Consider the following 14,053-nt stretch of genomic DNA (forward strand, 5'->3'; position numbering starts at 1 on the left):
CATTGATATGGCATTTTCATTTTGCGCGACAGGGAGAACGTCAAAAATGATCGTCGGGAAATGGCAGATAGGCTTGCATATTCAATCAGATAGCATCGTTGCCGTGGCGCTGGTGCGAAAGCGAGGCGGCTGGCGACAGCAGCGCTGGTGGAGATTCCCGCTGGCCCCTCATCACGACGGCGAACCGCGCCGTCAGGCGTTAATCGAGGCGCTGACGCCGTGGCGCGCGCAACTGCCGCGCTACTCCTCCATCCGGCTTGGGTTTCCGGCGCAGCGCACGTTACAGCGCGAACTTCCCAGGCCTGCGACCACGCTGTGTGAGCCAGAGTGCGAGGCCTGGCTTGGTGCCGTGGCCGCCCGTCAGCTCTCTTTGCCGCCCGATGCGCTGGCGTTTGATTATGCCGAACGCCAGGACGGCTATGCCGTAACTGCTGCGCGCGCTGCGGAAGTGGCGGAGCTGATGGCGTGCGCCCGCGCGCTGCGTTTTACGCCTGCCGCGCTGACGCCGGATGCGAGCGCGCTGACCTGCCTCTTGCCCTATACCGATGATGCCTGTCAGGCCATCGTGGCGCAGACGGGCACGCAGTGGCTGTGGGCGATGCGCGATCGCTGGGGCGTCTGTGCAACGCCAGGCGTGGAAGGGCTGAGGTTGCTCGGCGCGCAGCTTGGCATACAAGCACAGGAAATCGCGCTGTGCGGTGCATCCTGGCAAGAGGGTGACTGGCAGGCGTTTGATCCGTGGCAGGTTATCACCTGGCCCTGTCTGCCAAAGCCCGAAGACACCGGGTGCTTCGCCGTCGCGCTTGGTCTGGCGCTGGGAGCGGCGTGATGAGGCGGCATATTAATCTTCTGCCGTGGCGGCATGTCAGGCGGCGCACCCGGCTGATGCGCTGGGGCGGTTTTTTTCTTCTCGCAGCGCTGGTGGTTTTGCTCGCGGCTATGGCGGGCCACTACGTCATCAGGCACCAGCAGCGCGCGTTGCAGCAACAGCTTGATGCGTTGCTCATTACGTTGACGGAGCAGAAATCGCGGCTGCGAGAGGCACAGCGTGCCGCGGCGGAATATGAGGCATTACGCGCGCGCTGGCAGCGTCGTGAAAGCGACCGCCAGGAGGTCGCGGCATGGCGGCAGCGTCTGCTGACGCTTGCCGATGCCTTGCCGGCATCGCTCTGGCTCACCACGCTGCGTTTTCATGATGGCCGTCTCGAGCTCACCGGCAATGCGTATGAGCCCCAGGCGCTCAGCCTCTTTGAGGAAAACGTGCGAGCGCTTGCGCCTTTTACGCAGATAACGCCGGGGGAAACGCGCCGGGAGGCGGAAGGCTACTGGCACTTTTCGCTCACATTACAAAAGGAGTCTGCCGATGCGGCTTCTCATTGATCGCTGGCTTTCCGGCCCCTCATCGCGGCGTGCCGCGTGCTCTGGCGTCTGGATAGCGCTGCTGGTCGCGGCGGCTTACGCAGGGCTGATGCCTCTCACCAGGGACTTTCGCCAGCTGCAAGCGCAGCTTGAACAGCGCCGGGCCGAGCTGCAAACGCTTAAGCAGCGGCAGGCTGCGCAATCTGGCGAGCGAGGCGCTGTGGCAGCGCTTGAGGCACAACTTGTCATGAAGCCCTTTTCGCCGCTGGCGGTGGATCCCGGCCCCGAAGGGCATCTTATTCACTGGCAACCGCAAGGGGATACCGGCGAGCTGGAACTGGCATTAGCCTGGCCGCATGTGCCTGATATTTTTGAGGCGCTCGCGCAAAGCGACATGCGGGCGCACGGTTTTACGCTGAGCAGAGAGGGCGACCAACGCCTGCGGCTCACGCTACAGCTGGAGCGCGCCCATGAGAAGTAGCGCGCTATGGATCTTACTGATGCTGGCGAGTTGCCCGGCCTGGGCTGCGCGAGACCCTTTTGCGCCACCGCAGGCGCGCTGTCAGCTGCATCAGGCCGATCTCTGGCGTTACGGCGGCATGGTGAAAAGGGGCGAGTCGGTGCGGGTGCTGTTACAGACGCCGGAGAAAACGTGGCTTCGCGTCAGCCCAGGCGCGACGCTCCCGACCGGCTGGCAGCTTACCGGTGTTGAGGCCAATAAGGTGATGTTAAAGAGTGGCGACGGGTGTCGCCCTTCGGTTCTGGTATGGACACTTAAGGATACGCATCATGATAAGGAAATCCCTTCCTTTATTATTACTCGCGGCGACAACCGTCTTCGCCGCGCCCACGAGCCCGGGCGTCTCGCTGGTGGCGGATGAAACGCCGGTCGTCCAGCTGTTACAGGCGCTGGCTGAAAGCGAGCAGTTAAACCTGGTGGTCGCGCCGGGTGTGGAGGGCGTCGTCTCTTTGCATTTGCAGGATGTGCCCTGGCAGCAGGCGTTCCAGATGGTGACGGAGAGTGCGCGGTTGCGCTGGCGTAAAGAGCGCAACATTTTGCGCGTCTACCCTGAAAGCTGGGAGCAGCAAAATCAGGCACAGCGGGACGCCGCGCGCCAGCAGCAGGAACGGAATCTGCCGCTGGTAAACGACACCTTCACGCTGCGTTATGCCGAGGCTTCGGAGCTTGCCGCCGCGATGGCCGCGCTCGGCGATAAACTGATAACCCCGCGCGGTAGCGTCACGGTAGATAAGCGCACTAACCGCCTGCTGGTATGTGATACCGCCAACGCGTTGCGTCAGGTACGGGAGTGGGTCGCGAAAATGGATATCCCGGTAGGTCAGGTGGAACTGGCCGCGCATATCGTCACCATTAACCAGCAGAGCCTGCGTGAGCTTGGTGTTAAGTGGAGTACCGCGGATGCCGACGGCCCCACGACGCTCTATCACCCGACGACCATTTCCGCGGATCTGGCAGTGGCGAATGCGACCACGCGGCTTGGTTTTAATATCGGGCGTATCGATGGGCGCATGCTGGAGTTTGAGCTTTCGGCGCTGGAGCAAAAACAGAAGGTGGAGATTATCGCGAGCCCCCGGCTGTTAGCGGCACATCAACAGCCAGCCAGCATCAAGCAGGGCAGTGAAATTCCGTATCAGGTGTCGAGCGGCGAAAGCGGGGCGACCTCCGTGGAGTTCAAAGAAGCGGTGCTGGGGATGGAGGTAACGCCCACCATTGGGCAGGATGGGCGTATCAAGCTTAAGCTGCGCATCAGCCAGAATATGCCGGGCCAGGCGCTACAGCAGGCCGATGGCGAAGTGTTAGCGATTGATAAACAAGAAATCGAAACGCAGGTTGAGGTCAAAGACGGCGAAACGCTGGCGCTTGGTGGAATTTTCCAGCAAAAAAATAAAGCGGGGAATGAACAGGTGCCGGTTTTGGGAAATATTCCGCTCTTCGGGAGTCTTTTTCGCCACGCCGGTAAAGATAACGAAAAACGTGAACTGGTGGTGTTTATTACGCCGCGCATCATCAGCGGGGCCTGAGTTCACAGGAGTTTTTAGCCATTATCGTCGCCGGATGTTTGACGCAGGGGTGGAATTAGCATACAAGGAGTACCGATTTGAGAGTCGGTCAAAGGCGGTGCATCCGTTGTTGTTTTTTCACTCCTGTGCGTCAGACGCGGTGATTTATTCGGTTGCCAAACTACCTTGAGTGTTGAGATAATTTTTGATCTGACTCTCGCACTATCGCTTAAGAGGTTTCAGTTCATTTCCCGCAGCTCAGGGTTATTGCACGCGGGTTTATCATCAACGAATTGTCTTAGTAGTACCGAAAAAATGGCAGAGAAACGCAATATCTTTCTGGTTGGGCCTATGGGTGCTGGCAAAAGCACTATTGGGCGTCAGTTAGCACAACAGCTCAACATGGAATTTTACGACTCCGATCAGGAGATCGAAAAACGTACCGGAGCTGATGTCGGCTGGGTCTTCGATGTAGAAGGCGAAGAAGGTTTCCGCGATCGCGAAGAAAAAGTCATCAATGAACTGACGGAAAAGCAGGGTATTGTACTGGCGACCGGCGGTGGCTCTGTCAAATCCCGCGAAACCCGCAATCGTCTCTCCGCGCGTGGTGTGGTGGTCTATCTGGAAACCACTATCGAAAAGCAGCTCGCCCGTACTCAGCGTGATAAAAAACGCCCGCTGTTGCAGGTTGATACGCCGCCGCGTGAAGTGCTTGAGGCGCTCGCCAACGAACGTAATCCGCTGTATGAAGAGATTGCCGACGTCACCATCCGTACTGACGATCAGAGCGCAAAAGTCGTGGCTAACCAGATTATCCATATGCTGGAAAACAACTAATTCCGGCGAATCCTTACTCACCTGCGGGTAAAGCACAGAAGGTTACTGAACGTCATGGAGAGGTTAACGGTTACTCTCGGGGAACGTAGTTACCCTATCACCATCGCAGCCGGATTGTTCAACGATCCGGCTTCCTTTTGGCCTTTGCGTGCAGGTGATCAAACCATGCTGGTCACCAATGAAACGCTGGCACCGCTGTGGCTGGATAAAGTCCGCTCCGCGCTGGAGCAGGCGGGCGTGAAGGTTGACCAGGTGATTTTGCCCGACGGCGAGCAGTATAAAAGCCTGGCGGTGCTGGAAACCGTGTTCAGCGCGCTGCTGGAAAAACCGCATGGCCGCGATACCACGCTTATCGCCTTGGGCGGCGGCGTTATCGGCGATCTCACCGGCTTTGCCGCGGCGTGCTATCAGCGCGGCGTGCGCTTCATCCAGGTGCCGACCACGTTGCTTTCGCAGGTCGATTCCTCCGTTGGCGGCAAAACTGCCGTAAACCATCCGCTTGGCAAAAACATGATAGGTGCCTTCTGGCAGCCCGCCTCCGTGGTGGTCGATCTCGACTGCCTGCAAACCCTGCCTGCGCGTGAGCTGGCCTCCGGGCTCGCGGAAGTCATCAAATACGGCATCATCCTTGACCGCGATTTTTTCCTCTGGCTGGAGGAGAATATCGACGCGCTGCTGGCACTCGATGGCGCGGCGATGGCGTACTGCATCCGCCGCTGTTGCGAGATCAAAGCCGATGTCGTCGCGGCGGACGAGCGCGAAAGCGGTATGCGCGCCTTGTTGAACCTGGGCCATACTTTTGGTCACGCGATCGAAGCGGAAATGGGTTACGGCAACTGGCTGCATGGCGAAGCGGTCGCCGCGGGCATGGTGATGGCGGCGCGTGCCGCCGAGCGTCTCGGCCAGTTTGAGACGCAGGATGTCGAGCGCATTATCGCGCTGCTCAAGCGCGCGGGACTGCCCGTCACCGGCCCTGAATCCATGCCACCGCAGGCGTATCTGCCGCACATGATGCGTGATAAAAAAGTTCTGGCTGGCGAGCTGCGCTTAGTGCTGCCGCTGGCTATCGGGAAGAGTGAAGTGCGCGGCGGAGTGCCGCACGATCTGGTTTTAAGCGCGATTGCTGATTGTCAGCAGGCGTGAATGAAAAGTACTGTTCGCCAGTCAATGGCGTTTTTACTATCGGGCAATAGCGTGGCGCAGGCCGCAATGAGCCTTCGAGTGGGGTGTTAAATGGATGAATTCAAACCAGAAGACGAGCTGAAACCCGATCCCAGCGATCGTCGTCCTGGTCGTTCTCGTAAATCTGCTGAGTTCGATAACGAACCGCAAATCAACATTGATGACGTTGATCTTGATGCAGACGATCGTCGTCCGGCGCGAGCGCGTCGCGAGCAGGCGCAAGAGACTTACGAAGCGGATGAATCGCTGGCGGATGATGAAGAAGTCCAGGAGCGTCGCCCGCGCAAGCGTAAAAAAGCGCCCCCGAAAGGGCCCATTTCTCGCCAGCATCTGATGATGGCGCTCGGTATTTTTGTTCTGGTGCTGCTGATTATCGGCATCGGTTCGGCGCTGAAAGGCCCGGACGCTACGAAAACCGACGATGCGCAGGCGCAAAACGCCGAGAAGAATATCGATCTCTCCGGTAACGCAGGCAGCGCTTCAGATCAGGCCAACGGTGCGCAGCCGCAGCCGGGCAACACCTCTGCCGCAAATCAGAACAGCGCTAACGCGCCGCAGGATATCTCTCTGCCGCCGGTTTCCTCAACGCCGACTCAGGCGGAATCCCCGTCTGCGCCGCAAGGCCAGCAGCGTGTCGAAGTTCCGGGCGATCTGAACAATGCGCTGACGCAGCAGCAGGGCCAGATTGATAACGCCGTGGCAGGCTCTACGCTTCCCACCGAGCCTGCAACTGTCGCGCCGGTGAACGGCAGCGCCGCAGCCTCTCAGCCGTCGCGCGACACCGCGCAAAGCGAGAAACCTGCGCGTCATAACGCCGCTACCACCACGCGTCCTGAGCGTAAGCAGATGGTGATTGAGTCTGAGCCGCGTAAAACGCAGACTACCCAGAGCAAACCGCAGCAGACACCGGCGAAAACCGCCACCACGGAGCAGAAACCGGCCAGCACGCCGAAACGCAGCGAGCCTGCGACCGGCACCGCCTCCGCACCGGTAAAAGCGCCAGCGACCACCGCCACGCAAGCGCCGAAGAGTACGCCTGCCGCGAGCCAGCCTTCCGCCCCTGCGGGTGGTGCGAGCGCGGGTAATGTCGGTGCGCTGAAATCCGCGCCGGGCAGTCACTACACGCTTCAGCTGAGCAGTTCGTCGAACTACAACAACCTGAACGCGTGGGCGAAGAAAGAGAATCTCAAAAACTACGTGGTCTATCAGACGACCCGTAACGGTCAGCCGTGGTATGTGCTGGTAAGCGGCGTGTATGGCTCGAAAGATGAAGCGAAACGCGCGGTTTCTTCGCTGCCAGCCGACGTGCAGGCGAAAAACCCGTGGGCTAAGCCGATTCACCAGGTCCAGGCCGATCTGAAGTAATGAGTAAAGCGCAGTATGCTGTCGGAGCCTCCTCCACAGCGTGGGAAGGTATGAGTTAATCAGGCAGCATGAAAAAATATCGCGCTTTTCTTAAATGGGCAGGGGGGAAATACCCCCTGCTCGATGATATCAAACGTCACCTCCCTGAAGGGGAGTGTCTTATCGAGCCTTTCGTTGGCGCCGGGTCGGTTTTTCTCAACACCGATTATTCGCGCTATGTGTTATCAGACATCAACAGCGATCTGATAAGCCTCTACACCACGGTTAAAGATAAAACTGACGATTACGTCAGCGAAGCGCGTCTGCTGTTTACCGCCGAGCATAATCAGGCCGAGGTGTACTATCAGTTGCGTGAAGAGTTTAACCAGAGCCGGGACGAGTTCCGCCGCGCGCTGCTCTTTTTGTATCTTAACCGCCACGGTTACAACGGGCTGTGCCGCTATAATCTGCGCGGCGAGTTCAACGTGCCGTTTGGTCGTTACAAAAAGCCCTATTTCCCGGAGACGGAGCTGTACCATTTTGCGGAGCGCGCCCAGAACGCGCTATTTATCTGCGAATCCTACGACGCCAGCATGGCGCGGGCGCAGCAGGAAAACAGCGCGGTGGTCTATTGCGACCCGCCTTACGCGCCGCTTTCCGCTACCGCGAATTTTACGGCTTACCACACGAACAGCTTTAATCTGGAACAGCAGCGGCATCTGGCGCAGCTTGCGGAAGGGCTGCAAAGCCAGCGCATTCCGGTGCTCATTTCCAACCACGATACCGAGCTGACCCGCCAGTGGTATCAGCAGGCGAAGCTGCATAAGGTGCGGGTACGACGCAGCATCAGCAGCAATGGCGGCACGCGCAGAAAGGTGGACGAACTGCTGGCGCTCTACGAGGCCTGAGCCGGTTCCGCCCGCCATACACACAAGACTTAATGGAGAAGCGGATGAAACAGTATTTGATTGCCCCCTCGATTCTGTCGGCCGACTTTGCCCGGCTGGGTGAAGACACCGCACGGGTGCTGGCCGCCGGTGCCGACGTCGTCCATTTCGATGTTATGGATAACCACTATGTGCCAAACCTCACCATCGGGCCGATGGTGCTGAAGGCGCTGCGCGATTACGGTATTACCGCGCCCATCGACGTGCATCTGATGGTAAAACCGGTGGATCGCCTGATCCCCGATTTCGCCGACGCGGGTGCCAGCATCATTACGTTCCACCCGGAAGCCTCCGAGCATATCGACCGTTCGCTGCAACTGATCAAAGAACACGGCTGCAAAGCGGGCCTGGTTTTTAACCCGGCGACGCCGCTGAGCTATCTCGATTACGTGATGGATAAACTGGACGTGATTCTGCTGATGTCGGTCAACCCCGGCTTCGGCGGTCAGTCATTTATCCCGCAGACGCTGGAGAAGCTCAAAGAAGTGCGCCAGCGCATCGACGCCTCAGGGCGCGACATCCGCCTGGAAGTGGACGGCGGCGTGAAGGTCAGCAATATCGGCGCTATCGCCGCGGCGGGTGCCGATATGTTTGTCGCGGGATCGGCCATTTTCAACGAGCCGGATTATCAGAAAGTCATCAACGATATGCGTAGCGAGCTGGCAAAGGTTTCTCATGGATAAGCTGCAAAAAATCCGCGCTGTCGCTTTCGATCTCGACGGTACGCTGGTAGACAGCGCGCCGGGCCTGACCTGGGCGGTGGACAACGCGCTCTATGCGCTGGAACTGCCGACCGCGGGCGACGCGCGCGTCATTACCTGGATTGGCAACGGTGCCGATGTGCTTATTGAGCGCGCGCTGACCTGGGCGCGTCAGGAGAAAGCCGCGCTTCGGGCCGCCGCGGGTAAACCTGCGCAAACCGACGACATCCCGGAAGAAGAGCAGCGCCGCATGATGCGCCGTCTGTTTGACCGTTATTATGGCGAGGCCGTCGAGGCGGGCAGCGCGCTGTTCCCGGATGTGGCCGAGACGCTAGACGCGCTGCGCCGTCATGGTCTCGCGCTCGGGCTGGTCACCAATAAGCCGACGCCGTTCGTAGCGCCCATGCTGGAATCGCTCGGTATCGCAGACCATTTCAGCATTATTATCGGCGGCGATGATGTGCAGAATAAAAAACCGCACCCGGAGCCGCTTCTGAAAGTTATGGACGCGTTGCAGGTGACAGCGCAGGAGTTGCTCTTTGTCGGCGATTCACGCAATGATATTCAGGCGGCGCAGGCCGCTGGCTGCGCAAGCGTCGGCCTGAGCTATGGCTATAACTACGGTGAAGCGATAACGTTAAGCCACCCGGATTTCGTCTTTGACCATTTCCGCGACTTACTGCCCGCGTTCGGGCTCCCCCACAGTGACAATCAGGAATTGAAAAATGAGTAAGCCCATCGTTTTTAGTGGCGCACAGCCATCCGGAGAACTGACCATCGGTAACTACATGGGTGCGCTGCGTCAGTGGGTTAACATGCAGGACGACTACCACTGCATCTACTGCATCGTGGATCAGCATGCCATCACTGTGCGTCAGGACCCGGCCGCGCTGCGCAAAGCCACGCTGGATACGCTGGCGCTCTACCTCGCCTGCGGCATCGACCCGAAAAAGAGCACCATTTTCGTGCAGTCTCACGTGCCGGAGCACGCGCAGCTGGGCTGGGCGCTGAACTGCTACACCTATTTCGGCGAACTGAGCCGCATGACGCAGTTCAAAGATAAATCCGCGCGCTATGCGGAAAACATCAACGCCGGTCTGTTTGATTACCCGGTGCTGATGGCGGCGGATATCCTGCTGTACCAGACCAATCTGGTGCCGGTGGGCGAAGATCAGAAACAGCACCTGGAGCTGAGCCGCGATATCGCGCAGCGCTTTAATGCCATCTACGGCGACATTTTCCGCGTGCCGGAGCCGTTCATCCCGAAATCGGGCGCGCGCGTGATGTCACTGCTGGAGCCGACCAAAAAGATGTCCAAGTCGGATGACAACCGCAATAACGTCATCGGCCTGCTGGAAGATCCGAAATCCGTTGTGAAGAAAATCAAACGCGCGGTGACCGATTCCGACGAGCCGCCGGTGGTGCGCTACGATGTGGCGAACAAAGCGGGCGTCTCTAACCTGCTGGATATCCTCTCCGCCGTGACCGGCCAGAGCATCCCGGAACTGGAGCAGCATTTTGAAGGCAAAATGTATGGCCACCTGAAAGGCGAAGTGGCGGATGCCGTCTCCGGTATGCTCACAGAGCTTCAGGAGCGCTATCACCGCTACCGCAACGACGAAGCCTTCCTGCAAAGCGTGATGAAAGAAGGGGCCGAGAAAGCCCGCGCGCATGCTGGCGAAACGCTCAAGAAAGTGTATGAAGCCATCGGGTTTGTGGCGCAGCCGTAATAAAAAACCGGGCTGGCCCGGTTTTGCGTGTCACAGTGAAACCACCTCTCAGGAGGTGGTTTTTTATTGCTCAGCGCAGCCGTATTACTCGTCCGCTGCCGGGCCGCAGCCGCCGATCATTTTCGAAATAGAAATCGCCGGGTGAAGCAGATAGTCATAGCTGCAGGTTTTGTTTTTATTTTCGACATGGCCGGTACAGGCGGTCAGTGAGGAGAGTAAGGCGGCCAGCATCGCGAGTTTAATGACGTGTTTCATTATGCATCCCTATAGATAAAGTGTCCTAAATAGCTGATATGAATGTTTTTATGACGATTCATAACGGGACGACTTTATGCGGTTTCAGGCAGGGGAAGTCAACGTCAGTAACAGGACTTGCACAACAGGAAAAATCACGCGGGCGCGGGTGTTCAGCGCCGCTGGTTGTCGATGGTCAGCGTGACGCGATTAGCGCGGCAGAACAACTCGGAATAGTGTACGGGTTTCTGGTGCTGGTCGTAGGCGATTTTGCTGATGCGAAACAGCGGCTCGCCCAGTTCGCATTTCAGCCACTGCGCTTCGGCTTTGGTGGCGGTGAAAATGTCGATGGTCTTTTTATCGCTGACCACCTGCGTATCGAAGCGTTCCTGAAACAGCTGATAGGTTGACGCGCCCGCGCTGTAAAACGCGTCAAACTGCGGGTAGCGGGAGAGCGGGATCCACGAGGCGTCGATAAACAGCGGTTCGCCATCGAGATACATCACCCGGCGCAGCAGGAACATCTCGCCGCCGCCCGGGATATTCAGGCGTTCGCAGAACGGATCGGCGCTGACGCGCGTCTGTTCAATCACTTCTTCTTTAGTGGGCTTGCCCTGCGATACGCCGAAATCGGTAAAGCCGCTCACGGTCAGCAGGGCATTTTCCACTTTCTTGCTCTGCACGAACGTGCCTTTGCCCTGCCAGCGGATCAGAACGCCATCTTTCACCAGGTCGCTAATCGCCTTGCGAATGGTGATGCGGCTGACGTTATAGAGCGTACACAACTCGCTTTCAGTGGGGATCTGCTGGCCGGCCTGATAAACGCCTTGCCCGATGTCATCAAGCAGACGCTGGCGGACGGTGGCGTAAAGGAGTTGATGAGAGTAGCGCTCCGTAGCTGGCATGTATCGACCCTGAAGTTGTAGAAAACGTGCGGATGATTATAAGAGCGTTTATTGAGGAGTGACAGGGCGTTGGCGTGAGTTGCGTCACGCCAACGCAGACCTTACCAGGCGCCGTGATAGCCAAGCGTTCTCGCCGCGCACTGCGTACCCTGTTTCATGGCATCGATGAGCGGCAGCCCGGCGGCGACAGCGCAGAGGAAACCGGCGATGTACGAATCTCCGGCTCCCATCGTATCCACCACCTCAACCTGCTCCGGCGGCATGCGCCAGAACTGCGCGCCATCCCACGCCAGACTGCCGTTCTCGCCGAGCGTGGCGATGGCGACGCCCGCGCCGCACGCCACCACCGTTTGCAGACGGTCACGCAGCCAGGGCGTCTCGTCATGCGCGGAGGCAAACGCATAATCCAGATGCTCCGGCAGCGTGCGCCACAGCGGGCTTTCCCATTTGTCGGCAAAATCAAATGACAGCGTCTTACCGGCGGCGTGAAGCGCCGGAAAAGCAGCGTCGGCATGGCCCCAGATGGCGGAGTGAATCATATCGAACCCTGTGAGCCAGCGCAGATCCTCATCGCTCACCGTAAAGCCCGCCATCACGCCTTCGGTGTAGTCGCCAAGAATGCGGTCATTGTTGCGAAGCTCCACCTGGGTCTGCGCCGTGACGCCCGGTCTGGTATGCAGGTGTGAGATATCGACACCGTGGCGCGCCAGATCCTGTTTCAGCATGTCGCCATAGTCGTCATCGCCGACCCAACTGACGCAGGCGGGCCGCATTCCGTAACGGGTGCTGTACACCGCCACGTTAACCGCGTTGCCGCCGGAGAACGCTTTGCCAAGCTGCGGATAGATATCCACGCAGTTATCGCCGACTGTCGCCAGTGTTTTCATAGCGCCTCCTGTGGCAGCAGGTCGCGAAAGCGCGCCAGCGCCTGGCGAGCGTAAAGCCGCGGCTCATTCATATACATCGTCACCAGCTCGATAGTGCAATAGCCGTCGTAGCCGCGATCGATAATGTCGCGCATCAACTCGCGCAGCGGCATTTTGCCTTCGCCGGGGATGTAGTGGCTGTCGCTCGCGCCGTCGCTGTCGACGATATGCAGATGACGCAGCTTATCGCCGAGCTTGTCGAAGTAACTCATCACCGGCTCGCCCTGCACAAACGGCGCGCAGATATCAACCATGCTGTAGAGGCGCGGCGACGGCACCAGCGAGAGCGCCCGCAGCACGTCGTTCGCCTTGCACACGACGTTAGATTCATACGGCGTGAGCGGCTCCAGCAGCAGATCGATGCCGATCTCTTCGGCGAATTCGCACAGCTCGCGCAGGTTATCGGCGAGGCGCTGCCAGATGGCGTCAGGCCCGGTGAGATAGCCCGCGTGGGCCGCGGAAATCAGCGTAAAGCCTGCGTCCATCTCTTTGGCCATTTCCATGGCGAGTTTGATCATGTCGAGGCTTTCGCGGCGCATCCGCTCGTCGCCCAGCATCATGTTATAGGGATAGCCGTTGGTTTCCGGCGTGTAGCCGATGATCGGCATCTGATAAACGCGGGAAAGTTCTTTTACCTGACGAATGCCGCCTGCGTTGAGATCCGGCGCAAACGCGTGCGGCCTGCCGCCCCACAGCTCCAGCCCGTCATAACCCAGTTCGTGCGCGTCGCGAAAGGCGTGCTCCAGCGGCAGCCGCTGATGCCCGCAGGTAAACATACCCGTTTTCATAACCCTTCTCCTTGCATCAATGCCCGACCCCCGCAGGGGCCGGGTCGGGGATTAATATTCAACAATGCCGCCGTAGTAGCGACGGTCGTCCGGGTTGTGGTCTTTGTAGATGGAGAGGTAGTAGCAGAGCCACTCCATCGGCACGAACATCAGGAACGGCGCGAGCCACGGGTGCAGCCCCTGGGAAATCTCCGCGTAGTCGATGACGATGACGTTATCGGTACGCTCGCGTACAAAGCGGATCGCACGCTCGGTGGTGTGGCGGCTCTCATCGTTGCCAAGCAGGAACAGGAACGGCACGCCCGGCTCGACAATCTCCAGCGGCCCGTGGCGGAATTCGCCGCTCTCAATCACCGAGCCATGCGTCCAGGTAAACTCCATCAGCGTCACGATGCCCTCTTTGTAGCCGAGCGGGCGAAGCGGGCCTGCGGAAACGGTGTAGATCATCGGCCACTGCGACGCCTGCTCGCCGAGCTGGCGGCCTTTGTCTTCCCAGGTGCGCACCAGATGGCCCAGCGCCTGCGGCAGCTTGCGCAAGTCATTTTTGATTTTGCCGATCTCCGCGTGCGGCGCCTGACGGGTGATCATCTCCAGCACCACGCTGTAGCAGAGCAGCAGATGAATTTCCCAGATGCAGTCGGCTTCATACGCCACCACATGTTCGGCGGCCTGCACGATCGGGCTGTCCGGGCGCTTGGTGAACGCGGCGGTCAGCGCGCCGCAGGCCGCACCCAGCGCCAGCGCCTTAATAACTTCTTCGGTTTTGCCGTAGTCGGAGACGCCAATCACCGCGCACTTCGCATCGAGGCGGTGCGGCGTGTTGTCGCAAAACTCCCAGCCGGAAAGCGCGTAAACCTGAAGGCTTGAGTAACGATCCGCCAGGTGCTTCGCCGTCTGCGCCGCGTTTAGCGGCGAGCCGCAGGCGACGAAATAGATGCGGTCAATGCCGCGCTGGATCATCTCATCCACAATGGCGTGTACGCGCGGCACATCCTTTTCCAGAATTTTTTCTACTTCCTGAACCATATTTTCGGTAACCAGGAAATCCACGGTGCTTTTATCGATATTCAACATGAAA

General features: G+C 59.0%; 17 protein-coding genes. 12 read left to right on the top strand and 5 right to left on the bottom strand.

The window, feature by feature from the left end; all coding sequences use genetic code 11:
* Nucleotides 1-46 precede the first annotated feature (46 nt).
* The 12 genes from G9X48_RS17700 (at nucleotide 47) to trpS (ending at nucleotide 10,122) form a co-directional block, all read left to right on the top strand.
* Nucleotides 47-829 carry a pilus assembly protein gene (locus tag G9X48_RS17700; protein ID WP_097641860.1) on the top strand — a complete coding sequence of 261 codons (783 nt, stop codon included), beginning with the start codon at nucleotides 47-49 and terminating at the stop codon, nucleotides 827-829.
* The gene (locus G9X48_RS17705) at nucleotides 826-1,380 is read left to right on the top strand and encodes a PilN domain-containing protein (RefSeq protein ID WP_097641859.1); all 555 of its coding nucleotides are present in this window, start codon (nucleotides 826-828) and stop codon (nucleotides 1,378-1,380) included. The genes G9X48_RS17700 and G9X48_RS17705 overlap by 4 nt, the downstream gene beginning before the upstream one ends.
* On the top strand, nucleotides 1,364-1,840 hold the full coding sequence (locus G9X48_RS17710) for a hypothetical protein (RefSeq protein ID WP_097641858.1): 477 nt from the start codon (nucleotides 1,364-1,366) through the stop codon (nucleotides 1,838-1,840). Before G9X48_RS17705 ends, G9X48_RS17710 begins: the two co-directional genes overlap by 17 nt.
* Before the next feature lie 19 nt (nucleotides 1,841-1,859).
* Nucleotides 1,860-2,240 (top strand): HofP DNA utilization family protein, encoded by a 381-nt coding sequence (locus G9X48_RS17715; RefSeq protein ID WP_032987496.1) that lies wholly within the window; start codon nucleotides 1,860-1,862, stop codon nucleotides 2,238-2,240.
* Nucleotides 2,149-3,402, top strand: coding sequence for a DNA uptake porin HofQ (hofQ, locus tag G9X48_RS17720; RefSeq protein WP_097641857.1), 1,254 nt, complete (start codon nucleotides 2,149-2,151; stop codon nucleotides 3,400-3,402). The genes G9X48_RS17715 and hofQ overlap by 92 nt, the downstream gene beginning before the upstream one ends.
* 294 nt (nucleotides 3,403-3,696) lie before the next feature.
* The gene (gene aroK / locus G9X48_RS17725) at nucleotides 3,697-4,218 is read left to right on the top strand and encodes a shikimate kinase AroK (RefSeq protein WP_004386573.1); all 522 of its coding nucleotides are present in this window, start codon (nucleotides 3,697-3,699) and stop codon (nucleotides 4,216-4,218) included.
* 54 nt (nucleotides 4,219-4,272) lie between these two features.
* On the top strand, nucleotides 4,273-5,361 hold the full coding sequence (gene aroB / locus G9X48_RS17730; protein ID WP_004386574.1) for a 3-dehydroquinate synthase: 1,089 nt from the start codon (nucleotides 4,273-4,275) through the stop codon (nucleotides 5,359-5,361).
* 90 nt (nucleotides 5,362-5,451) lie between these two features.
* A complete protein-coding gene (gene damX, locus G9X48_RS17735; protein WP_069683111.1) occupies nucleotides 5,452-6,765 on the top strand; it encodes a cell division protein DamX in 1,314 nt (437 codons plus the stop codon).
* 68 nt (nucleotides 6,766-6,833) lie between these two features.
* Nucleotides 6,834-7,652 carry an adenine-specific DNA-methyltransferase gene (gene dam / locus G9X48_RS17740; protein ID WP_004386576.1) on the top strand — a complete coding sequence of 273 codons (819 nt, stop codon included), beginning with the start codon at nucleotides 6,834-6,836 and terminating at the stop codon, nucleotides 7,650-7,652.
* A 44-nt stretch (nucleotides 7,653-7,696) separates the two neighbouring features.
* Nucleotides 7,697-8,374: a ribulose-phosphate 3-epimerase gene (gene rpe / locus G9X48_RS17745; RefSeq protein ID WP_007753071.1), complete on the top strand. Its 678-nt coding sequence runs from the start codon at nucleotides 7,697-7,699 to the stop codon at nucleotides 8,372-8,374.
* Entirely contained in the window at nucleotides 8,367-9,125 is a 759-nt protein-coding gene (gph, locus tag G9X48_RS17750) for a phosphoglycolate phosphatase (protein ID WP_004386578.1), read from the top strand. The genes rpe and gph overlap by 8 nt, the downstream gene beginning before the upstream one ends.
* Entirely contained in the window at nucleotides 9,118-10,122 is a 1,005-nt protein-coding gene (trpS, locus tag G9X48_RS17755) for a tryptophan--tRNA ligase (protein ID WP_004386579.1), read from the top strand. The genes gph and trpS overlap by 8 nt, the downstream gene beginning before the upstream one ends.
* A gap of 84 nt (nucleotides 10,123-10,206) precedes the next feature.
* Here trpS and G9X48_RS17760 read toward each other — a convergent pair whose 3' ends face one another.
* From G9X48_RS17760 to frlB, 5 genes are all read right to left on the bottom strand, one after another.
* The gene (locus tag G9X48_RS17760) at nucleotides 10,207-10,377 is read right to left on the bottom strand and encodes a YhfL family protein (RefSeq protein WP_087600416.1); all 171 of its coding nucleotides are present in this window, start codon (nucleotides 10,375-10,377) and stop codon (nucleotides 10,207-10,209) included.
* A 152-nt stretch (nucleotides 10,378-10,529) separates the two neighbouring features.
* Nucleotides 10,530-11,261: a GntR family transcriptional regulator gene (locus G9X48_RS17765; protein WP_063265783.1), complete on the bottom strand. Its 732-nt coding sequence runs from the start codon at nucleotides 11,259-11,261 to the stop codon at nucleotides 10,530-10,532.
* Between the two features lie 101 nt (nucleotides 11,262-11,362).
* The gene (frlD, locus tag G9X48_RS17770; protein WP_097641856.1) at nucleotides 11,363-12,148 is read right to left on the bottom strand and encodes a fructoselysine 6-kinase; all 786 of its coding nucleotides are present in this window, start codon (nucleotides 12,146-12,148) and stop codon (nucleotides 11,363-11,365) included.
* Nucleotides 12,145-12,975, bottom strand: a complete 831-nt coding sequence (gene frlC / locus G9X48_RS17775; protein WP_097641855.1) for a fructoselysine 3-epimerase — start codon at nucleotides 12,973-12,975, stop codon at nucleotides 12,145-12,147. Before frlC ends, frlD begins: the two co-directional genes overlap by 4 nt.
* Nucleotides 12,976-13,026: 51 nt before the next feature.
* On the bottom strand, nucleotides 13,027-14,049 hold the full coding sequence (gene frlB, locus G9X48_RS17780) for a fructoselysine 6-phosphate deglycase (RefSeq protein WP_007899737.1): 1,023 nt from the start codon (nucleotides 14,047-14,049) through the stop codon (nucleotides 13,027-13,029).
* Nucleotides 14,050-14,053 lie beyond the last annotated feature (4 nt).

It is taken from the genome of Cronobacter sp. HA18006, assembly GCF_011605445.1.
GTDB classification, from domain to species: domain Bacteria; phylum Pseudomonadota; class Gammaproteobacteria; order Enterobacterales; family Enterobacteriaceae; genus Cronobacter; species Cronobacter sakazakii.